The 21,675-nt window shown below is 67.9% G+C and carries 17 protein-coding genes and 3 pseudogenes; 13 read left to right on the top strand and 7 right to left on the bottom strand.

From position 1 onward, the window contains the following. The first annotated feature begins 256 nt into the window (after window positions 1-256). The 10 genes from ssuD (at window position 257) to ACTJLF_RS08785 (ending at window position 11,263) form a co-directional block, all read left to right on the top strand. Window positions 257-1,438: an FMNH2-dependent alkanesulfonate monooxygenase gene (gene ssuD / locus ACTJLF_RS08830; protein ID WP_126185159.1), complete on the top strand. Its 1,182-nt coding sequence runs from the start codon at window positions 257-259 to the stop codon at window positions 1,436-1,438. After that, window positions 1,435-2,625, top strand: coding sequence for an acyl-CoA dehydrogenase family protein (locus tag ACTJLF_RS08825; RefSeq protein WP_132752592.1), 1,191 nt, complete (start codon window positions 1,435-1,437; stop codon window positions 2,623-2,625). The genes ssuD and ACTJLF_RS08825 overlap by 4 nt, the downstream gene beginning before the upstream one ends. A gap of 347 nt (window positions 2,626-2,972) precedes the next feature. After that, entirely contained in the window at window positions 2,973-3,596 is a 624-nt protein-coding gene (gene msuE, locus ACTJLF_RS08820) for an FMN reductase (RefSeq protein ID WP_019655290.1), read from the top strand. A 45-nt stretch (window positions 3,597-3,641) separates the two neighbouring features. Continuing rightward, window positions 3,642-4,781: a dimethylsulfone monooxygenase SfnG gene (gene sfnG / locus ACTJLF_RS08815; protein ID WP_126185156.1), complete on the top strand. Its 1,140-nt coding sequence runs from the start codon at window positions 3,642-3,644 to the stop codon at window positions 4,779-4,781. Between the two features lie 11 nt (window positions 4,782-4,792). Next, window positions 4,793-5,677 carry an ABC transporter ATP-binding protein gene (locus tag ACTJLF_RS08810; RefSeq protein ID WP_132753224.1) on the top strand — a complete coding sequence of 295 codons (885 nt, stop codon included), beginning with the start codon at window positions 4,793-4,795 and terminating at the stop codon, window positions 5,675-5,677. A 145-nt stretch (window positions 5,678-5,822) separates the two neighbouring features. After that, the gene (locus tag ACTJLF_RS08805; protein WP_132752591.1) at window positions 5,823-6,719 is read left to right on the top strand and encodes a branched-chain amino acid ABC transporter permease; all 897 of its coding nucleotides are present in this window, start codon (window positions 5,823-5,825) and stop codon (window positions 6,717-6,719) included. A gap of 3 nt (window positions 6,720-6,722) precedes the next feature. Continuing rightward, window positions 6,723-7,736, top strand: a complete 1,014-nt coding sequence (locus tag ACTJLF_RS08800) for a branched-chain amino acid ABC transporter permease (RefSeq protein WP_019655293.1) — start codon at window positions 6,723-6,725, stop codon at window positions 7,734-7,736. Window positions 7,737-7,786: 50 nt separating this feature from the next. Further along, a complete protein-coding gene (locus ACTJLF_RS08795) occupies window positions 7,787-9,109 on the top strand; it encodes an ABC transporter substrate-binding protein (RefSeq protein WP_020723128.1) in 1,323 nt (440 codons plus the stop codon). A 125-nt stretch (window positions 9,110-9,234) separates the two neighbouring features. Beyond that, window positions 9,235-10,494, top strand: coding sequence for an SfnB family sulfur acquisition oxidoreductase (locus tag ACTJLF_RS08790; protein WP_132752590.1), 1,260 nt, complete (start codon window positions 9,235-9,237; stop codon window positions 10,492-10,494). 4 nt (window positions 10,495-10,498) lie between these two features. After that, on the top strand, window positions 10,499-11,263 hold the full coding sequence (locus ACTJLF_RS08785) for an ABC transporter ATP-binding protein (RefSeq protein ID WP_019655296.1): 765 nt from the start codon (window positions 10,499-10,501) through the stop codon (window positions 11,261-11,263). A gap of 510 nt (window positions 11,264-11,773) precedes the next feature. Here the strand turns inward: ACTJLF_RS08785 and ACTJLF_RS08780 are convergent. Continuing rightward, the gene (locus tag ACTJLF_RS08780) at window positions 11,774-12,820 is read right to left on the bottom strand and encodes a sensor domain-containing diguanylate cyclase (protein WP_126185100.1); all 1,047 of its coding nucleotides are present in this window, start codon (window positions 12,818-12,820) and stop codon (window positions 11,774-11,776) included. A gap of 517 nt (window positions 12,821-13,337) precedes the next feature. Here ACTJLF_RS08780 and ACTJLF_RS08775 point away from each other — a divergent pair. Beyond that, entirely contained in the window at window positions 13,338-15,950 is a 2,613-nt protein-coding gene (locus ACTJLF_RS08775) for an excinuclease ABC subunit A (protein WP_440882902.1), read from the top strand. Window positions 15,951-16,276: 326 nt separating this feature from the next. Continuing rightward, window positions 16,277-16,543 (top strand): hypothetical protein, encoded by a 267-nt coding sequence (locus tag ACTJLF_RS08770; RefSeq protein WP_132752588.1) that lies wholly within the window; start codon window positions 16,277-16,279, stop codon window positions 16,541-16,543. A gap of 212 nt (window positions 16,544-16,755) precedes the next feature. Here ACTJLF_RS08770 and ACTJLF_RS08765 read toward each other — a convergent pair whose 3' ends face one another. The 3 genes and pseudogenes from ACTJLF_RS08765 to ACTJLF_RS08755 form a co-directional block, all read right to left on the bottom strand. After that, complete coding sequence (locus ACTJLF_RS08765) at window positions 16,756-16,896, bottom strand: hypothetical protein (RefSeq protein ID WP_019655300.1); 141 nt, start codon at window positions 16,894-16,896, stop codon at window positions 16,756-16,758. Window positions 16,897-17,131: 235 nt separating this feature from the next. Then, complete coding sequence (locus ACTJLF_RS08760) at window positions 17,132-17,275, bottom strand: hypothetical protein (RefSeq protein ID WP_440882901.1); 144 nt, start codon at window positions 17,273-17,275, stop codon at window positions 17,132-17,134. Between the two features lie 256 nt (window positions 17,276-17,531). Further along, a pseudogene (locus tag ACTJLF_RS08755) lies at window positions 17,532-17,722 on the bottom strand (hypothetical protein); the annotation flags it as partial. A 93-nt stretch (window positions 17,723-17,815) separates the two neighbouring features. Here ACTJLF_RS08755 and ACTJLF_RS08750 point away from each other — a divergent pair. After that, window positions 17,816-18,166: pseudogene (locus tag ACTJLF_RS08750) on the top strand (IS21 family transposase); the annotation flags it as partial. A gap of 62 nt (window positions 18,167-18,228) precedes the next feature. On the opposite strand, the gene ACTJLF_RS08745 reads toward ACTJLF_RS08750, so the two are convergent. The 3 genes and pseudogenes from ACTJLF_RS08745 to ACTJLF_RS08735 all read right to left on the bottom strand — a co-directional run. Further along, window positions 18,229-19,743, bottom strand: a complete 1,515-nt coding sequence (locus tag ACTJLF_RS08745) for an efflux transporter outer membrane subunit (protein WP_440882900.1) — start codon at window positions 19,741-19,743, stop codon at window positions 18,229-18,231. A gap of 1 nt (window position 19,744) precedes the next feature. Then, window positions 19,745-20,062: an FtsX-like permease family protein gene (locus ACTJLF_RS08740; RefSeq protein ID WP_405054330.1), complete on the bottom strand. Its 318-nt coding sequence runs from the start codon at window positions 20,060-20,062 to the stop codon at window positions 19,745-19,747. A 168-nt stretch (window positions 20,063-20,230) separates the two neighbouring features. Beyond that, window positions 20,231-21,580 (bottom strand): annotated as a pseudogene (locus tag ACTJLF_RS08735) (ABC transporter permease); the annotation flags it as partial. Between the last annotated feature and the right edge of the window lie 95 nt (window positions 21,581-21,675).

The raw sequence follows: 21,675 nt of genomic DNA, 5'->3' as shown, positions 1-21,675 counted from the left end.
AACTCACGCAGACCCTCGGTGATGTGCAGGCAGCAGGGTTGCTGCGCCAGCAGCATGTTCGCGGCGACGACGCGCGCCGCCAACGATGCGATCCGTATATCGATCCTTGTTTTGCTTCCATGGCAGCAGCATGGGTGTGCCGATGCGCCGGGTGCAGCAGGTCTGGTGCTCGGCTGCTGCTGGAGCAGCAGAAATCAAGTACTTCGGCGTGTTTTCGCAGGCAGGGCGACTGGCACGCTAACTGCTGAATCGCCTCATGCAACTTTTCTGGTTTCTCCCCACGCACGGCGACAGCCGCTACCTCGGCACCTCGCGCGGCGCGCGCACAGTGAGCCACCGATACCTGCGGCAGGTGGCGCAGGCCGCCGACGAACTCGGCTACGAAGGCGTGCTGATCCCGACGGGGCGCTCCTGCGAGGACTCGTGGGTGGTCGCATCGTCGCTCGCGGCGCAGACCGAGCGGCTCAAGTTCCTGGTCGCGATCCGCCCCGGCATCATCTCGCCCACGGTCTCCGCGCGGCAAGCCGCGACGCTCGACCGTTTCTCCGACGGCAGGCTGCTCATCAACGTGGTGACCGGCGGCGACCCCGACGAGCAGCATGGCGACGGCAGCTTCCTCACGCACGCCGAGCGCTATGAAGTCACTGACGAATTCCTGCGCATCTGGCGCGGCGTGGCGGCCGGCGAGACCGTGAACTTCTCGGGCAGGCACCTGCGCGTGGAGAACGCGAAGACGCTCTACCCACCGGTGCAGAAGCCCTATCCGCCGCTGTGGTTCGGCGGTTCGTCGGATGCCGCGATCGCACTCGCGGGCGAGCAGGTCGACGTGTACCTCACCTGGGGTGAGCCGCCGGCCGACGTGGCCGACAAGATCGCGAAGGCGCGCGCAGCTGCGGCGAAGCATGGCCGCACACTGCGCTTCGGCATCCGGCTGCATGTGATCGTGCGAGAGACCAGCGAGGCGGCGTGGCGCGCCGCCGACGAACTCATTTCCTACGTGACCGACGACACCATCGCGGCCGCGCAGAAAGCCTTCTCGCGCTTCGACTCGGTGGGCCAGCAGCGCATGGCCGCGCTCCATGGCGGGCGGCGCGACAGGCTGGAGGTATCGCCCAACCTGTGGGCGGGCGTGGGCCTCGTGCGCGGGGGTGCGGGCACGGCGCTCGTGGGCAGTCCCGAGGAGGTGGCGGCGCGCATCAAGGAGTACGCGGCACTCGGCGTGGAGACCTTCATCTTCTCGGGCTACCCGCATCTGGAGGAGGCGTACCGCGTGGCAGAGCTGCTGTTCCCGCTGCTGCCGCTCGACCACGTACGCCCTGCAGGGCACGCCAACATCACTGGGCCGTTCGGCGAAGTCATCGCCAACGACATCGTGCCGCCTTCCTCGCAGGCCGTGCAGGTTGCGCCGGGGGCAGCGCGCGAGAAGGCGGCCGCATGAAGCATTTCTCCGCGGAGGCCGGCGACGAGGTCGTGCCGTGGCATGCGAGCGCGCAGCGCGTCGCGCAGGCACTGGCCCAGACCGCGGTGGAGCGCGACCAGCGCGGCGGCACGCCGAAGGCCGAGCGCGACCTGCTGCGCGACAGCGGCCTGTTGATGCTCAGCGTGCCCGCCGAGCTCGGCGGCCTGGGCGCGAGCTGGCGGCAGACACTCGACGTGGTGCGCGGTTTCGCGCGCGTCGACAGCTCGGTGGCGCACCTCTTCGCCTTCCACCATCTGCTGCTCGCGACCACGCAGCTCTTCGCGCAGCGCGCGCAGTGGCAGCCCTGGATCGAGCAGACCGGCGCGCATCGCTGGTTCTGGGGCAATGCGCTGAACCCGCTCGACAAGTCCACGCGCGCCGAAGCGGTCGACGGCGGGTATGTGTTCTCGGGGCGAAAGAGCTTCTGCTCGGGTGCCAGCGACTCCGACATGCTGGTCGCATCGGCCCTCGACGCGAACGACCGCCTGCTGATCGGCGTCGTGCCCACGCGGCGCGCGGGCATCACGGTGCTCGGCGACTGGGACAACATGGGGCAGCGCCAGACCGACAGCGGCAGCGTGCTGTTCGACGGCGTGCGCGTCGGGGCGAACGAGCTGCTGCTCGATCCCGGCCCGCTGTCGACGCCGTTCGCCTGCCTGCGCCCGCTGCTGGCGCAGCTGATCCTTGCGAACATCTACCTGGGCCTGGGCGAGGGCGCGCTCGAGGAGACGAAGGCCTTCACGCTGCAGCAGGGCCGACCCTGGCTCTTCTCGACGGCTTCGGCCGCGAACGAAGACCCGTACGTGCTCACGCACTACGGCGATTTCTGGCTCGCGCTGCAAGGCGCGCGACTGCTGCTCGACCAGGCGGCCGCGGCCTTCGACCAGGCATGGTTGCGCGGCACTTCGCTCGACGAGCAGGAGCGCGGCGAGGTGGCCATCGCCGTCGCCGCGGCCAAGGTGGCGAGCACGCGCGCGAGCCTCGAGGTGGCGCACCGCATGTTCGAAGTGACGGGGGCGCGAGCTACCACCGCCGCGCTGCGCCTCGACCGCTACTGGCGCAACCTGCGCGTGCACACGCTGCACGATCCGGTGGACTACAAGGTTCGCGAACTCGGCCACTGGGCGCTCAATGCGCGGCTGCCCCAACCCAGCTTCTATTCCTGAAGCTGCCATCGCCATGCAACGGGCCTGCGGCTTCACGTCGCAGGCCCGTTGTGCTTTTCAGCGCTGCTCCCGCCGCTCGCGCTGCTGCCTGGGAAGCAGTTTCCTCCTGCATTTGCTGCCTGGCGTTCATTCGGTGCCCGCATACCGATCTGCTGCAAACGACTATGGCTGCGCAGCTGCTGGCTGATCAGCAACCCACCCGCAGCCTGCTTCGGATTCAGCATGCATGCGCATAGCCATTTCGCTCTAACTCCTTGATTCATAAGGAAAAAGGAAGTGGCACGCCATTCGCATATATCAAGCGTGCCGCGAATCGATCGTGGCTTCCAAACAGAGGTCATATCAACATGAGTCGAAAACTGAAAGTCGTCGCCGTCTCCGGCAGCCTGCAACGTCCGTCGCGCACGCTGGTGCTGGTCGATCAACTCCTGGCCGCGCTCGGCGAGCAGATCGCCATCGAGTCGCGCGTGATCTCGCTGGGCGACATCGGCCCGCAGTTCGCCGGCGTGCTCTACCGCAACCAGCTGCCCGCCGCCGTCGAAGAGAGCATCGCGGCCATCGAGTCGGCCGACCTGCTGCTGGTGGCGAGCCCGGTCTATCGCGGCTCCTACACCGGCCTCTTCAAGCATCTCTTCGACTTCGTGCATCACGAGGCGCTGACCGACAAGCCCGTGCTGCTCGCGGCCACCGGTGGCAGCGACCGCCATGCGCTGGTCATCGACCACCAGCTGCGTCCGCTCTTCAGTTTCTTCCAGGCGCTCACGCTGCCGATCGGCGTCTATGCCGTGGAGAAGGACTTCGAAGGCTACGAGATCGCCAGCCCCGCACTTCGCGATCGCATCGCGCTGGCCGTGGCGCGTGCCGTGCCCCAGTTGCGCGATGCCTTGCCGGCCGCCGCGTCGACCCCGCAGCCCACGCCGGCCAACGCGCCCGCCGTCCGCAAGCCCGCGCCCGTCGCGCTGGCAGCCTGAGAAGCCTTCTTCCCGATCGATCGTCCACCCAGAGAGAACCCTGCCATGAGCCAACCGTCGTCCTCCACAGCCGCCCCCGTCAAGTTCGCCTACTGGGTGCCCAACGTCAGCGGCGGCCTGGTGGTCAGCACCATCGAGCAGCGCACCGACTGGAGCCTGGAATACAACCAGCGCCTCGCGGTCGCGGCCGAGAAGGCCGGCTTCGAGTACGCGCTGAGCCAGATCCGCTTCACGGCCGGCTACGGCGCCGAGTACCAGCACGAGTCGGTGTCCTTCAGCCAGGCGCTGCTGCACGCCACCACCAAGCTCAAGGTGCTCGCAGCCATCCTGCCCGGGCCATGGAATCCCGCGGTGGTCGCCAAGCAGATCGCCACCATCGACCACATCTCCAACGGTCGCATCGCCATCAACGTGGTCAGCGGCTGGTTCAAGGGCGAGTTCCAGGCCATCGGCGAGCCCTGGCTCGAGCACGACGAGCGCTATCGCCGCTCCAACGAGTTCATCCGCGCGCTCAAGGGCATCTGGACGCAGGACAACTTCACCTTCAAGGGCGACTTCTACCGCTTCAGCGACTACACGCTGAGCCCGAAGCCGGTGCAGAAACCGCACCCGGAGATCTTCCAGGGCGGCAGCTCGCGCGCCGCGCGCGACAACGCGGCCAGTGTGTCGGACTGGTACTTCACCAACGGCAACACGCCCGAGGGCCTGAAGGCGCAGATCGACGACATCCAGGCCAAGGCGGCGCAGAACGGCCACACGGTGCGCATCGGCGTGAACGCCTTCGTCATCGCGCGCGACACGGAGGAAGAAGCCAGGGCCGTGCTGGAGGACATCATCAGGCACGCGCACGTCGAGGCGGTGCATGCCTTCGGCGACGCGGTCAAGCAGGCCGGCAAGGCATCGCCCGAAGGCGAGGGCAACTGGGCCAAGTCGACCTTCGAGGACTTGGTGCAATACAACGACGGCTTCCGCACCAACCTCATCGGCACGCCGCAGCAGATCGCCGAGCGCATCGTGGCGCTCAAGGCCATCGGCGTGGACCTGATCCTCACGGGCTTCCTGCACTTCATCGAGGAGGTCGAGTACTTCGGGCAGAAGGTGCTGCCGCTGGTGCGCGAGCTCGAGGCGCAACAGGCCGCGCGCGCAGGTCAGCCCGCCCGGGCGGCGCTGGAAGCCGTGGCGTGAGCCTCGCCGTGATGCCCGATCTCTTCTTCGAGGCCGCACCGGTGCCGCTGGGCGTCGACCCACTGGCCTTCGTTCCCGCGGGCCGCACGGTGCCGGCCAGGGAGGACGCCGCGACTTCGGCGGTGTTGCGGCTGGAGGGTATCGACCTGTCCTTCGGCGGCGTCACCGCGCTGTCGGGCGTGGACCTGTCGATCGCCAAGGGAGAGATCCGAGCCGTCATCGGCCCCAATGGGGCGGGCAAGAGCTCGCTGGTCAACGTCATCAGCGGGCTGTACCGGCCTGACCGCGGGCGCGTGTGGATCGGCGGGCGCAACTTCGCTCATGTGCCGACAGCGCGGCTGGCACGGCTGGGCGTCGCGCGCACCTTCCAGAACCTGGCGCTCTTCAAGGGCCTGAGCGTGCGCGACAACATCGTGCTCGGCCGCGTCGATGCGGCACGCTCCACATTCGTTGAGCAGCTCGTCGGGCTGGGCCGCGCGCGCCGCGAACGCGAGGAGGCACGGGCGCGGGCCGACGCGATCGTCGGTTTTCTCGGGCTGGGTGCTGTCAGCGAGCGGCTCGCGGGCACGCTGGCCTACGGCCTGCAGAAGCGTGTCGAGCTGGCGCGTGCGCTGGTGGCATCGCCGCAACTGCTGCTGCTCGACGAGCCGATGGCCGGCATGACGGTCACCGAGAAGAGCGAGCTCGCGCATTTCGTGCGCGCCGCCCGCGACGAGTTCGGCACCACCATCCTGCTGATCGAGCACGACATCGGCGTGGTGCTGGGCCTGTCGGACCGCGTGGCGGTGTTCGACCACGGCCGCAAGATCGCCGACGGCACGCCCGCCGAGGTGCGCAGCGACCCGGCGGTGATCGACGCGTACCTGGGCGTCGATCACGAGGGAGAGGGCGCATGAGCGCGGCCGGTGGTATTTCTCCTTCCCCCTCTGGGGGAAGGTCGGGATGGGAGCAGGCGGAGCGCCCGATGCAGGCGCCGCCTGCCCCCACCCCAGCCCTCCCGCAGAGGGGGAGGGGGCAACAGCCGATGGCGGAGGCCGCCCGATGACCGCCGCCGACTTCAGCTTCTTCGCCGAGGTTCTCCTCGGTGGCCTGCTCTCGGGCGTGATGTATTCGCTGGTGGCCATCGGCTTCGTGCTGATCTACAAGACATCGGGCGTGCTCAACTTCGCGCAGGGCGCGCAGCTTCTGTTCGCTGCGCTCACCTTCGTGAGCCTGGTCGAGCGCGGCGTGCCCTTCGCGCTGGCCCTGGTGCTGACCTTCGCGCTCATGGTGGCGCTGGGGCTGGTCATCGAGCGCACGGTGCTGCGTCCGCTGGTGAACCAGCCGCCGATCACGCTGTTCATGGCGACGCTGGGCCTGTCGTACGTGATCGAAGGCGTTGCGCAGCTGGTGTGGGGCACGCAGGTGCACGCGCTGGAGCTGGGCATCGCCGACGAGCCGCTGCAGTTCCTGGGCATCATGGTCTCGACCTTCGACCTGTTCGCCGCCGCCACGGCCGCCGTGATGGTCGCGCTGCTCTCTGCCTTCTTCCGCTACACCCGCGTGGGCCTGGCATTCCGCGCGGTGGCGGACGACACCTACGCGGCCATCGCGGTCGGCCTGCGGCTGCCGCGCATCTGGGCCACGGTGTGGGCGGCGGCCGGCGTCATCGCGCTGGTGGCCGGCCTGCTCTGGGGCGCGCGGCTTGGCGTGCAGTTCTCGCTCTCGCTCGTGGTGCTCAAGGCGCTGCCGGTGCTGGTGCTCGGCGGCTTCGACTCGATCCTCGGTGCGATCGTCGGCGGGCTGGTGATCGGCGCGCTCGAGAAGCTGGCCGAGGTGTACATCGGGCCCTTCGTGGGCGGCGGCATCGAGACCTGGTTCGCGTATGTCGCGGCGCTGGCCTTCCTGCTGATCCGGCCCAGTGGGCTGTTCGGCCAGAAACTCGTGGAGCGTGCCTGAGCAATGCGCAATGTTTCCGCACCTTCGTGGGCCTGGCCGGCGGCCGTGCTCGCCGTCGCCTTCGGCATCGTGCCTTTCGTCGCGTCCGGCTATGTGTTCGACGCACTGCTGATCCCCTTCCTCGCGCTGTCGCTGGCCGCGGTGGGGCTGAATCTGCTGACCGGCTATGCGGGCCAGCTTTCGTTGGGCACGGCCGCCTTCATGGCAGTCGGTGCCTTCGCCGCCTACAACTTCAACCTGCGGGTCGAAGGGCTGCCGCTGCTCGCGAGCATCGGGCTCGCGGGCCTTGCCGCCACCGTCGTCGGGCTGGTGTTCGGCCTGCCGAGCCTGCGGCTGCGCGGCTTCTACCTGGCGGTGTCGACGCTGGCCGCGCAGTTCTTCGTGCAATGGGCGCTCACCAAGTTCGGCTGGTTCAGCAACGACAACCCTTCGGGCGTGATCGATGCGCCGGTGCTCGAGGTGGCGGGGATCGTGTTCGACACGCCTGTGCGACGCTACATCTTCTCGCTGGCCGTGGTGACGGTGCTGACCCTGCTGGCATGGCGACTGGTGCGCACCCAGACGGGCCACCACTTCATCGCCGTGCGCGACAACGAGCTGGCCGCGCGCGTGATCGGCGTGCCGGTGCTGCGCACCAAGCTGCTGGCGTTCGCGGTGTCGTCGTTCATCGTCGGCGTGGCGGGCGTGCTCTGGGGCTTCGTCTACCTGCGCACGGTGGAGCCCGCAGGCTTCAACCTCGACCGTTCGTTCCAGATTCTCTTCATCGTGATCATCGGCGGGCTCGCGACGATCCGCGGCGCCTTCCTCGGCGCGGCGCTGATCGTGGTGTTTCCGCTGCTGCTGTCGCGCGTGGGCAGCTTCCTGTTCGGCGGCTGGTTCGATTCGGGCGTGCTCGACATGAGCCAGCGCATCGTGCTGGGCGCCTTGATCATCTTCTTCCTCGTCGTGGAGCCGCAGGGACTGGCCGCCCTGTGGGACCGCACGCGCCGGCGGCTGGCGGGCCCTTCCGCAGCCTGAGCGCACCGCGCCTTCTTCCTTTTCCTTCGCATCCCAAGAGCCTTCATCACATGTCCTTCATCAAGCACCTGAAAACCGCGGCCGTGGCCGTCACCCTGGCCGCGAGCGGCCTGCAGCTCGCGCATGCCGACGCGAACGAGCAGTTCTTCCCTCTGCAGAGCTATCGCGTCGGCCCCTATGCGGCGGGGGGCACGGGCTTCTTCGGCGGCTTCATCGACTACCTGAACCTGGTGAACACGCGCGACGGCGGCGTGGGCGGCGTGAAGCTGACCTGGGAGGAGGGCGAGACGCAATACGAGGTGGAGCGCGGCGTGGAGGTGTACGAGCGCCTCAAGCAGCGCCCCGGCATCGCGACCTGGAACCCGCTGTCGGTCGGCATCGCCTACGCGCTGATCGACCGCGTCACCGCCGACAAGGTGCCGCTGCTCACCATCAACCACGGCCGCACCGACACCACCGACGGTCGCGTGTTCAAGTACATCTTCCCGCTGCTGCTGAACCCGTACAGCGAGACCTCCGGCATCGTGAACTACATCGCGGGCAAGGAAGGCGGCGCCGACAAGCTCAAGGGCAAGAAGATCGTGGTGCTGTATCACGGCTCGCCCTACGGCAAGGAGACCATTCCGATCTACGAACTACTGGCGAAGAAGTACGGCTTCGCGCTGCAGCAGATCGAGGTGCCGCACCCCGGCAACGAGCAGCAGTCGCAGTGGCTCGCCATCCGCCGCGCCAAGCCCGACTACGTGGTGCTGCGCGGCTGGGGCGTGATGAATCCAGTGGCGCTGAAGACCGCGCAGAAGACGGGCTTTCCGGTCGACCACATCGTGGGCAACGTCTGGTCCAACTCCGAGGAGGACGTGATCCCCGCGGGCGACGCCGCCAAGGGCTACGTGGCGATCACCACCGTGGCCGCGGGCGCCCAGTACCCGGTGCTGCAGGAGATCACCAAGACCGTCTACGGCGCCGGCAAAGGCAACCTGCAGGACCCCAAGCGCATCGGCAGCGTCTATCACAACCTCGGCGTCCTCAACGGCATCCTGAACGTGGAGGCCATCCGCATCGCGCAGGCCAAATTCGGCAAGCGCACGCTCACCGGCGACGAGGTCCGCTGGGGCCTGGAGAACCTGAAGATCGACGAGGCGCGCGCGGCCGCGCTCGGTGCCAAGGGCCTGTTCCATTCGATCAACGTGACCTGGGACAACCACGAAGGCGACGGCCGCGTGGCCTTCCAGCAGTGGGACGGCAGCAAGTGGAACGTGGTGTCCGACTGGATCGCGCCCGACTGGAAGCTGCTGCGGCCGATCATCGAGAAGTCTTCGCTGGCCTATGCCAAGGAGAAGAACGTGAAGGTGCGCAAGAGCATCGACGACTAGAACCCGGCACGCACTCCATGTCTTCGCCAACCCCCTGCCGGGGGCAACACCAGCGGCCCGGCAAATCCGGTTCCGCGGTGTTCCTGGCTTGATACCCCACTGACCAAGATTTGAAAGCAACGTCCATGTCCGCAGTTCCTCAACCGCCCGTATCCATCCAGCCGGCCGCCAACGACCCCGTGCCCGGCCTGCCGCTGTCCGACACGCCTGCGCACGTGATCCGCGACGATGCCGAGGCCATTGCCGTGGCGCATGCGCTGGCCGCGCAACTGATCGTCGGCGCCTCCGAGCGCGACCGCCTGCGCCGCTGGCCGGTCGAGGAGATCGACGCCTACTCGCAGAGCGGCCTCTGGGCCATCAACGTGCCGAAGGCCTTCGGCGGCGCGGAAGTGTCCTATGCCACGCTGGCCGAGGTGATCGCGATCATCTCGGCGGCCGACCCCTCGCTCGGCCAGATCACGCAGAACCACCTGGGCTTCGTCGCCGCAGTGCGCACGGTGTCCGATGCGGCGCAGCAGAAGCTCTTCTTCGCCGACTTCCTGCGCGGCGTGCGCTGGGGCAATGCGTTCTCGGAGTCGGGCTCCAAGCGTGCGGCCGACTTCGAGACGCGCTTCACCGACGCGGGCGACCACGTGGTGGTGACCGGCAAGAAGTTCTATTCGACCGGCGCGCTGCTGGCGCACTACGTGCCCATCGTGGCCAACGACGAGCAGGGCAGGACCTGGTACGTGGTGGCCGAGCGCAATGCACCGGGCCTCACGGTGATCGACGACTGGTCGGCCTTCGGCCAGCGCACGACGCTCAGCGGCACGGTGATCATCGACCGCGTGAAGGTGCCCAAGACCCACCTGATTCCGGCCTACAAGGGCTACGACGCGCCCTCTGCCGACGGCGCGATCTTCCAGATCATCCAGGCGGCGGTCGACGTGGGCATCGCGCGCGGCACCATCGCGGAGACGGTCGACTTCATCCGCACCAAGACGCGCCCCTGGATCGACAGCCAGCGCGACCATGCGTGGGAAGACCCATACTCGATCCAGGCAGTGGGTGACCTGCAGATCCGCCTGCATGCGAGCGAGGCGCTGCTGGAGCGTGCCGGCCGCGCCATCGACCGCGCGGTGGCCGCGCCCGATGCCGACAGCGTGGCCGCGGCGCAGATCGCGACGGCGGAAGCCAAGGTGCTCTCCACCGAGATCGCGATCCTCGCGACCAACAAGCTCTTCGAGCTGGCGGGCACGCGCTCGACGCTGGGCCAGTACAACCTCGACCGGCACTGGCGCAATGCACGCACGCACACGCTGCACGACCCGGTGCGCTGGAAGTACGCCATCGTGGGCAACTACTTCCTCAACGGCGTCAAGCCGCCGTTCCACGCCTGGAGCTGAAGCGATGACGGCACCCTTGCTGCGCGTCGAGGCGGTCGAGGTGGCGTACCAGGGCTCCATCGTCGCGCTGCACGGCGTGAGCCTGGAAGTGCGAACGGGCGAGATCCATGCGCTGCTCGGCGCCAACGGCGCAGGCAAGTCGACGACGCTCAAGGCGGTGTCGAACCTGCTGCCGGCCGAGCGCGGACAGGTGACGGCCGGGCGCATCGTCTTCGACGGGCACGACACGGGCCGCACCAGCCCGGCCGATCTCGTCCGCCTGGGCCTGGTGCAGGTGCTGGAGGGTCGTCACTGCTTTCGCGCGCTCACCGTGGAGGAGAACCTGCTGACCGGCGCACTCGGCCGCGGTGCACGGCGCGCCGAGATCGCCGGGGACCTCGAGCGGGTCTATGCGATCTTCCCGAAGCTCGAGGCCAGGCGGCGCACGCTCGCCGGCCTTTGCTCCGGCGGCGAGCAGCAGATGGCGGCCATCGGCCGCGCGCTGATGTCGCGCCCGCGCCTGCTGGTGCTCGACGAACCCTCGATGGGGCTGGCGCCGCTGGTGGTGCGCGACATCTTCGAGCAGCTGCGCCGGCTCAACCGCGAGCAGGGCCTGGCGATCCTGGTGGCCGAGCAGAACTCGACCGTGGCGCTGCAGTACGCCGACCGCGCCACCGTGCTCGACGTAGGGACCACCGTGCTCGGCGACGATGCCAGCGCGCTGCGCCGGCGTGCCGATATCCAGTCGCTCTATTTCGGCGAAGGTGCTCGCATCGGCATGACGGCATGACGGCATGACGGCCTGGCGGCCTGGCGGCCTGGCGGCCTGGCGAGGGCGGCCACGCAGCAGATTCCGCATGTGGTCAGGGGGACTTCTTCGTTCTGCATGCGAACCTTCGCTCCTCGACTCGATGGCTCCCTTGTCGAGCGGTTCCCTCGCTCCTCGAAGCCGTGTGGAATCGCTTGTCATTCCTTCTTTCCGCGTCACCCGCTTGTCCCGCCAATCCCCTCGATGAAGACTTCGGCGGCCTCACACCGGGCGTCTTGGCCCTTGCCGACTCGCTCGCCGCCACCGCCCCCGCGCGCGACACGCGGCTCACCGCCACGCACACGGAGTAGGGCCTCGAGATCGACGGCATCAAGGGCTTCTGCTCGACGCATCGGTCTAGAGCTACGACTCCGCGACCTAGGTCACCAAGGGGTGTACAAGGAGCGCAGCCCTGACACGGGCTGCGGAGAGTGCTCGGGGGCTCCGGGGGGGGCGACCCGGGCAATCCGGGATGACGATGCCGCGTTGCCTTCAGGCCCAGCTGTCGAAAACCGTCACGCGGTTCCGGCCCTGGTGCTTGGAAACGTAAAGCGCCCGGTCCGCCTGCGCCATCAGCACGTTCGCCATCCCCGATGCGTTGGGCACGCAGCTGGCCACGCCGAAGCTGGCCGTGATTGCGCGGCGCGGCCATGCCGCGGTCTCCAGGGCGCGGCGGATGACCTCGGCGTTCTCGCTTGCGCGCGTCGCGTCGCAGCCGGGCAGCACCACGCAGAACTCCTCGCCGCCCGAGCGTGAAGCCACGCCTGCGACGTCGACATGGTCGCGGATCACCCGCGCGGCCTGGGCCAGAACCTCGTCGCCGGCCGCATGGCCGAAGCTGTCGTTGATGACCTTGAAATGATCGAGATCGATCATCATCACGGCCAGGGCTTTCTGGCGCGCGATGCAGTCGTCCCACGCGGATTTCAGCTGGCTGTCGAGCCCGCGCCGGTTGGGCAGCGAGGTCAATGCGTCCGTCATGCTCTGGCGCTCGAGGCCGGCCACGGTGCGCCGCAATTCGAGTTGCGCCACGACCTGGCGCGCCAGCGACTGCAGCGCCTTGCGCTCGACGTCCATGAGCGTGCGCGGCTCGCGGTCGATCACGCAGATGGTTCCCAGGGGCATGCCTTCGAGGGACACCAGCGGCGCGCCTGCATAGAAGCGGATGTGAGGGTCGCCGGTCACGAGCGCGTTCTCCGAGAAGCGGGTGTCGAGCAGCGTGTCCGGTACCTCCAGCACGTGATCCGGCTGCAGGATCGCATGCGAACAGAAGGCAAGCTCGCGCGGCGTTTCCGCCACCGGCAGGCCCACACGCGACTTGAACCATTGTCGGCCGCTGTCGACCAGGGAAATCAGCGCGATCGGTGTCCGGCATATCGCGGCAGCCAGCGAGGTTAGGTCGTCATAGGCCTGTTCGTTGGCCGTGTCCAGCACCTGATAGCTCTCCAGCGCCTCGAGGCGGCGGGCTTCATTGAAAGTTGCGGGAGCCGCGCGGTTCATGGTTCCTGCAGCGGAAGTAGAGGAAGGATGCGTGTTCATGGCAGATCGCGCGGCTGTGAACGAAGACCGGTGCCCCGGGGGCGCGCATACCGGGCATCACGGGGCAATCGTAACGTTGGAGGCTGGGGTGAGGCGAGAAGTGCGTTGCCGAGATCGCTTGATTTCGGCCGCGGGGCTCGAAAGCAATCAGATCGCCTCTTGATGTATTTTACATAACACACATTGCATAATAGAACCGGCGATCATTTTCGCTTGGTCGAGCATGCTTGATGTGTTCGGGACCGTCCTGTGGGAACAATACGTTGATGACTGTTGGCTCGTGCCAAGTGCGTGGTCGACAGCCGCGAGCTTGTCGTCCAAGCCAAATCCACTTCTCATGGATCGCGTCAGGCATGGTCGATGCCCGCGGATCATGAGGAGCCTTGGTGCGCGGTGTCCGACAGTCTCGGTGGACCGACTCTCACGCCTGGGGCGGCGCGCCAGCATAGGCTCGACTCGGCTTGCATTTTCAGGTCTGATGCATCTTCGCCCACGGCGTACAACAGAAAGAAAAAACATGACGCGCGCTACCGCCCGTGGCACCGACCACTTCGTGCGTGTTCGCGGTGCGCGCGAACACAACCTTCGCAATGTCGATGTCGACATTCCGCGCGACGCGCTGGTGGTGTTCAGCGGAATCTCCGGTTCCGGCAAATCGTCGCTGGCTTTCGGCACGCTCTACGCCGAGGCCCAGCGGCGATATTTCGAATCGGTCTCGCCCTATGCGCGCCGGCTGATCGACCAGGTGGGCGTGCCCGCGGTCGATTCCATCGACGGTCTGCCGCCTGCGGTGGCCCTGCAGCAGCAGCGCGGCACGCCGAGCACGCGCTCGTCGGTGGGCAGCGTCACCACGCTGTCGAGCCTGTTGCGCATGCTCTACTCGCGGGCCGGCGACTATCCCGCGCGCCAGCCGATGCTCTATGCGGAAGACTTTTCGCCCAACACACCGCAGGGCGCCTGCCCGGTCTGCCACGGACTGGGACGCATCTTCGAGGTGACCGAACGCTCGATGGTGCCGGACGACACGCTCAGCATCCGCGAGCGCGCCATTGCCTCCTGGCCACCCGCCTGGCACGGTCAGAACCTGCGCGACATCCTCGTCACCATGGGCATCGACGTCGACAAGCCCTGGCGCGATCTGCCGAAGAAAACGCGCGACTGGATTCTTTTCACCGAGGAGCAGCCGACGGTTCCGGTGTACGCCGGCTTCACGCCGGCCGAGACGCGCGCAGCGCTGCGCAGCAAGCTGGAGCCCAGCTACCAGGGCACCTTCATCGGCGCGCGCAAGTACGTGCTGCACACCTTCGCGACCACGCAGAGCGCGCTGATGAAGAACCGCGTGGCGCGCTTCATGGTGGGCGGGGACTGTCCGGCCTGCAAGGGCAAGCGGCTCAAGCCGGAGGCCCTGTCGGTGCGCTTTGCGGGGTACGACATCGGCGAGATCTCGCGCATGCCGCTGGCGCAGTTCGCGCAGGTGCTGCATGCCACGGCGGGAGGCGATGCGCCGGACGCGACCGGTAGCGACGCCCGCCCGAGCGCGCTGCGCAAGAAGGGAGGTGCGCACGCGGCGGCCCCCGACGTGCGCCGGACGCCCAACCAGTCGGCGGAGAAGCGCATCGCAGCGCAGCGCATTGCGCACGACCTGCTGGCGCGGATCACCGTGCTGACCGATCTCGGCCTTGGCTACCTCTCGCTCGACCGCAGCACGCCGACGCTGTCCCCGGGCGAGCTCCAGCGCCTGCGGCTGGCCACGCAGATCCGCTCGAACCTGTTCGGCGTGGTCTATGTGCTCGACGAACCGTCGGCGGGGCTGCATCCCGCCGACAGCGAGGCGCTGGTGGTGGCTCTCGATACGCTCAAGCGCTCGGGCAATTCGCTGTTCGTGGTCGAACACGATCTGGACCTGATGCGGCGTGCCGACTGGCTGGTCGACGTCGGCCCCGGTGCCGGGGAGGAAGGCGGCTTCGTTCTCTACAGCGGCCCGCCCGATGGGCTGCGCCATGTGGAGAGTTCGCACACCGCGCGCTATCTTTTTGCGCCGCGCACCTCATCGCAGCCGTCGTTGCGCGAACCTGCCGGATGGCTGGCCCTGGAAAACATCACGCGCAACAACCTGCAGGGCCTGTCGGTGGCGTTTCCGCTCGGCGTGCTGACTGCGGTGACCGGGGTCTCCGGATCGGGCAAATCCAGCCTCGTGAGCCAGGCGCTGGTAGAACTGGTGGCCGCGCACCTGGGCCACGAAGCGCCGCCCGTGGACGAGGAGCCGGACGCCGAACCCGGTGCCGCAAGCAGCCCTGGCGGCCGCACCGGCGGGCGCATCGCCGGCGGCATGGAGCGCATTCGCCGGCTGGTGCGCGTGGACCAGAAGCCCATCGGGCGCACGCCGCGCTCCAACCTGGCCACGTATACAGGCCTCTTCGACCATGTGCGCAAGCTGTTCGCCGACTCCAAGGCTGCCCGCGCCCGCCACTTCGATGCCGGCCGCTTCTCGTTCAACGTCGCCAAGGGCCGATGTGCCACCTGCGAGGGCGAAGGGTTCGTCAGCGTCGAGCTGCTCTTCATGCCCAGCGTGTATGCGCCCTGCCCCACCTGCCACGGCTCGCGCTTCAATGAGCTGACGCTCAAGGTGAAGCTGCGCGACCGCACCATTGCCGACGTGCTGGCCATGACGGTGGACGAGGCGCACGCCTTCTTCGAGAACGATGGCGCCATCGAACGGCCGCTGCGACTGCTCAAGGCCATCGGCCTGGGCTACCTGCGGCTGGGGCAGCCGGCCACCGAGCTGTCGGGCGGGGAAGCGCAGCGCATCAAGCTGGCGACGGAACTGCAGCGCGCGCAGCGCGGCGACGCGCTGTACGTGCTGGACGAGCCGACCACCGGCCTGCACCCGTCCGACGTGGACAAGCTCATGGATCAACTGGGCGGTCTGGTCGACGCCGGCAACACCGTCATCGTCGTCGAGCACGAACTGCGGCTGGTTTCGGCCTGTGACTGGGTGATCGACATGGGGCCGGGTGCAGGCGCGCAAGGCGGGCGCATCGTCGCGAGCGGCCGGCCGCAGGAAGTGGCCACGGCAACGGGCAGCCGGACGGCGCCTTACCTGGCGCGCTGGATCTTGCCGGACAAGTGAGCGGGTGAGCCCGGGCGCCGAGTCAGGCTTTCTCGCGCTTTGGGTTCGGTACTCGGTTGCTCGCGGCCGGTGCGTCCGCGCACATTGCGGTTGTCCTCTCCCCCCGGCGTTACGAAGCATCGGCGTCAGCTGTACGTTGAGCCGCAGGTGGTCGATTGAGAGCGGTCTTCGAGGCCGATGGACCAAAAGCCTGACGGGTGTCTAAAAACCCTCAAGCCGAAATTCCTTACAGACACGGTCGGGAGAAGCACATATGGTGGACATGCTTGCTGCTTGCGCCAATCATCAATCCCGGTGCCACGCCTGTGCCGAGTACGGAGATGCGCATGGATGGCGTGATGCACATCCACACCGGCAAGGCCGGCGTGTGGACTATTTCTATCCTTCAAGCGAAGGCCGCCGACGGCGGCTATTCAGCATCGGCAGAAATTGGCCTCAAGGGGCGATGTCGATGCAAGCTGGTCCTGACAGCTCCCGAGTTGTCGGCGCAAGCCGGCCACGAGAAGCTGAAGCAGAAGTGCATCGACTGGATCAACGAAGAAGAGACAAAGGGCAACGACCTGAGTCGCTCCGCTGAAGCTGAGGAAGCCTAGAGCACAGTAGCCTGGCGCCAGCGGCAAGAGCGGGCGATGAAGAGCCGCGCCAAGCCGAAGAGGCGAGTTCGAGCAAGCTCGCCCCAGTGTCGAGAAGCTCTCGAACTGGCTCGCGATCGGGTCACCAAATGCAGACTCGGGCCTGCCGTCTTGCGGCTTGGCATGTCAGCCGCCCTGGGGTCACTCCGGACCGATTGCTGTCGGCCCTGAAATCAGGCGCCGTCCGACTTTCTGGCCGATGGATGGCTCGCCAGCGGCACAAAGGTTTCGTAGTCGCTCTTAGCGAGTGCGGCAATCTCCGCGGCACTCAGTACGCCCGCATAGATGCGGAAGTCCTGCAGGCGGCCGTTCAACGCCCGATGCGGCGTTCAGTTGCGCCCCAGGAAGGCCACCCGGGCGCCCACCTGGCACTGCGGCAGGGTCGTGCAGTTCGCATTCGCCCCTTCGATGTCATCGAGATAGAGCCGCCCCTTAGCTCCCGAACTGCAGCGCGCCACCGCCGCCCTGGAGCGTGATGTGGAGACTGGACAAGTTATCGGTACCGGCGAACAGGATGCAGGTGTCACAGCGATACCCGTTGGCGTAGGCTCAGACGGACACCGTGAAGTCGTCCAGGTTGCTGAACAGCCGCGGCGGCAATTGGATGCCCGATGACTTGCCATCGAACATGGGCGCCTGGTCCTTGTTGCGCCCTTCGCCCCAGGTCACGCCGTCTACCAGCTTGCTCTCCACGACCGCCGTGGTGCGATCCGGGCGCAGCAGCGTGCCGGTGGAGACCGGGCCGCTCGCCCCGTCCCGCGGAATCCGAAAGCGCAGTTCGCCGGGGACTGCGACCAGGATGATGTTTGAACTGGTCCCCGGTGCCCCGGGGCCCTGTGCAATGACCTGGTAGAACCCTGGCTCACCTGTGTCCAGAAGCTGGAGTGCGGCTGGGTTGGGTTGTGCTCAGGCACGTACGGCATGGCGTAGAGCTTGCCGTTCTCGTCCTGCAGGTTGGTGCGCGCCACGTACTCGGCGCGCCGAGAGGAAGCGGTTGTTGCAAAGCCCGTAGAGGTCGTCGCCCTGGTTTCCGGCCATTTCCATCACGTCGCCGCCGAGCGAAATGCCCGGCGTCGAGTGCCCCTGGTCGCGCCCGCTCTCCTCCCATTGCCCGAAGTGGCCGGGGTGCATGTAGTACACGCGCGTGCTGGGCCGCGCCGTTACGTTGGCGGCCCTCTTTTTGTACCTACGCTGTGAGCTCGCTAAGGAGGACAGCGCCATGCGCAGCAAGGCAGGGTACGCCGCGGCAAGGAGCAAGGCATCAACGCGCGCTTTAGCGCCATGACTAGCCACTACTCGTTCGAGGCCGAGTCTGCAACCCGGCCTACGACTGGGAGGATGCCAGGTGCAGAAAACGTGCGCGATGCGCGGCACCGGCTGTGCCAGCCCGTGCCGACGTCGCGCAACGACTGGCTGGAGGATCGCTGTAAGGTGCTGTGGGGCGAGATGGCCCACGGCAAGCTGCCAGACAGCATCGCCGAAGTCTGAGCACAGGAGAGTGCGCTGCTGATGCCAGTGCCCAGGCCGTTCGATGGCTTCATCGAGCACACCACGCGTGTCTCGCTCACCTGTCTGTTGCACTTCTAGCGCAACCGCTACAGCGTGCCGGACTCTTTGGTCACGATCCATTCTTGCGCAGTCCACTACTAACCTGGATCGACCGCGTGCCCACGACTCTGGCGCCCGTTCATGCCGAAGTCCTCGGCGTCGCGCCGCCCCAGATGCCCTGGGTAGACGAGGCCGTAGCGGCTTGTCATCCAGCCGCCGCCCAACACCTGAGAAAGCTGGATCTGGTTCTGCACCTGGGCCAGTCGTATCAAGGCGAGGGCGACCTCTGCCGTGCGCAGACGCTCCTGCGCATCGAGCCAGCTTCTCAGCGGCAGCAGCCCGACCAGGAAGCGCGCCTCGTAGACCCGTGCCGCTTCCGCCGCCTGGATTCGGGCCTGGCGCAATGCGGCCTCCTGTTCCGTGAGCCGGATGCGGGCGGAGAGAGCCTGGTCCACTTCGCCGAGCGCCGTGTACAGCGCCTTGCGGAAACGCACGGCGGCCTCTTCGTAGCGGCTGCGGGCGATGTCCGTCTCGATGCGCAGGGTACGTGCCTGAAGGAAGGGCAGCGTCATACCGAAGCCCAAAGTGGCAACCGGATTGGCGAGCACCTCGAGCAGGGCCTTGCTGGAAGTGCCAAGGGCGCCGGTGAGAGCGATGCGAGGGTAGTAGGCGGCGACCGCGGCGTCGGTGCGGGCGCCCGCGGCCTGGAGCCGCCACTGCGCGGCGCGCAGGTCAGGCCGGCGGCCCAGCAACTCGGCAGGCAAGCCCGGCTGCACCGGCGGCAACGCGATCTCGAGCAGCGTCTGCGGCTCGGGCTCCGGCACGGATGCGCCATCCAGCAACACGCGCACGCGCTCGCGCAGCACCGTGGCGGCCATGCGCTGGGATGCGAGTTCGGCAGCGCGTTCTTGGCGCACTTGGAGCGCCTCATGGAACGCCAGCCGGCCTTCCGCCCCCGCCTGGAAGCGGGCCTCGACCAGGGCGACGATACGCTCGGCGTCGCGTTCCCCGGCTTCGGCCATCGCCACGCGATCGTTGGAGTGGGCGAGCTGGAAGTACAGCTCGGTGACGCTGGCGACCAGCGCCAGCCGCACGGCCTGCCTGTCCTGTTCGCTCGCCTGCGCCTCGAAGCTGGCGGCATCCTGCAGCGCCCCGAGGCGCCCGAAGAGATCTAGTTCCCAGCTCACCGCGGCCTGGCCGGTGCTGCCTGACCCAGCGTCCGCCTGTCCGCTGCCCAAAGCTCGGGCGGCGCGGGTGTTCCATTCGCCCGACACCGTCGGTGCCGACGGCGTGCCCGCGAGGCGGGCCTCGAGCATCGCCCGGCGCAACCGGACGCCTGCGATGGCAAGGTCTGCATTGCGTGCAAGGGCGGTGCTCACCCAGGCGTCAAGCACGGGCAGCTCGCCCGCGCGCCACCAGGCCAAGCCCTTGTCGTTTGCCGGGGCCGCCGGCGCGGTCGCGGCGTGCGCATACGCAGCCGGCACCACGAGCATCGGACTGGGGTGCTCGGGCGCGGCGCATCCGGCGATGGCGCAGGCCAGCAGTGCGGGGAGCGACGCGCGGACGAACGATGCGCGCAGATCAGGAAGAACGGAATGTATGAAGCGCCTCATGTCAATCTCGCGCAAGGGCCTGCACGGGCTCGAGCCGTGCGGCGTTTCTTGCAGGCAGGTAACCGAAAGCCAAGCCCACCAGGCAGGAGCTGAGCACCGCCAGCACCACCGAGAGCGCAGAAAAGGACATCGGCAGCTGCGGCATCAGCAAGGCGATGAGCGCTCCGAGGCCGAAGGCCAGCAACACGCCAGTGGCGCCGCCGATCAGGCAGATCAGCACGGCTTCCATGAGGAACTGCCCGACGATGTCGGCGCGCCGCGCGCCCACGGCTATCCGCACGCCAATTTCTCGCGTGCGCTCGGTCACCGACACCAGCATGATGTTCATCACGCCGATCCCTCCCACCATCAACGACAGGGTCGCCACGCCGGAGATCAGCAGTGCCAGGGTGCGGCTCGTACGCGTGGCGGCCTGCCGGACCTGGTCCGAATTCATGATGAAGAAGTCCTGGCTGCCGTGGCGGTCGCGCAGCACCGAGGTCACGGCGCCCTGCGCGGCACGGCTGGAGACTTCGTCCTTGATGCGCAAGGTGATGCTCTCCAGATATTGCCGTCCCGCGAGGCGGGTCGCCACCGTCGTGTAGGGAACGAAGAAGCCCGGTGTGCTCGACGCGAAACTGCTCTGCATCGGGCGCAGCACGCCGACGACCTGTACCGGCATTTCGCCGAGAAGCACGGTTTGCCCCAGCGGCGATGCGTTACCGAAGAGCGCCGTGGCCGCGCGTTGGTCGATCACGGCCACCTGCGAACGCGCCTCCTGCTCGCGGGCGTCGAAGAAACGGCCTGCAGCCAGCGACAGGCCGCGTACGCGGAACAGTCCCGCGCCCACGCCGTTGACCTGGGCCGATGCCGACGCAGCATCGCGCAGCGCCGTCACCGACACCGAGATGTTGGGCGAGGCGCTGTCCACGTAGAACTGCTGCGCCAGCGCCTCGGCATCGGCCACCGAGAGGTTCTCGATCGCGCTCGCCCTCAGGTCGCCGAAGTCACGGCCGGGGAATATCTCGAGCGTGTTGGTGCCCAGTTCGCGGATCTGGGCCATGACCTGATCCTGCGCGCCGCGCCCCAGCGCGACCACGCACACGAGCGCCGCGATGCCGATCACGATGCCCAGCATCGTCAGCAGTGCGCGCAGCCGGTGGGCATGCAGCGCGCAAAGCGCCATGCGCAGCGTCTGCGCCATGCGTGCAGACACCGCCGCGCCTTCGCGCCCGCCCTCGCCTCGCGGCAGTACCGTCGTGTGCAGCGCCGTCGCGGCTTCGCTGCGCCGATCGGAGACGATGCGGCCGTCGCTGATTTCGATCACACGCGACGCGCGGCGGGCCACCTGGGCATCGTGCGTGACGATGATCACCGTGTGCCCCTGCGCATTCAGCTCGGCGAGCAGGCGAAGCACCTCCTCGCCGCTGGATGTGTCCAGGGCGCCCGTCGGCTCGTCGGCCAGTATCACGCCGCCGCCGTTCATGAGCGCCCGCGCGATCGAGACGCGCTGCTGCTGTCCGCCCGAGAGCTGGTTGGGCCGGTGGTCCGCGCGCGCTCCCAGCCCCAGCCGCTCCAGCAGCTGCCGTGCGCGGGCTTCGCGCTGCTGCGCGTTCCAGCCGGCGTAGATGGCGGGCAGGGCCACGTTGTCGAGCGCGGTCAATTCGCCCAGCAGCTGGTATCGCTGGAACACGAAGCCGAAGTGCTCGCGCCGCAGCTTCGCCAGGCCGTCCGCGTCCAGATCCGCGACCTCCTGGCCGGCAACGCGGTAGCTGCCGGAAGTGGGGCGATCCAGTGCGCCGAGGATGTTCATGAGCGTCGACTTGCCGGAGCCCGAAGCGCCCACGATGGCCACCATCTCCCCCGCCTTGAACCGCAGGTCGATGCCGTCCAGCACGGTGAGCGTGCCCTCCCCGGCCACGAACTCGCGGCGCAGGCCGCGCGTCTCCAGCA

This window comes from Variovorax sp. 22077, assembly GCF_052044195.1.
GTDB classification, from domain to species: Bacteria; Pseudomonadota; Gammaproteobacteria; order Burkholderiales; family Burkholderiaceae_C; genus Variovorax; species Variovorax atrisoli.
Note: the sequence above shows the minus strand (reverse complement) of the source record. Positions and strands in the feature narration are given on the sequence as shown.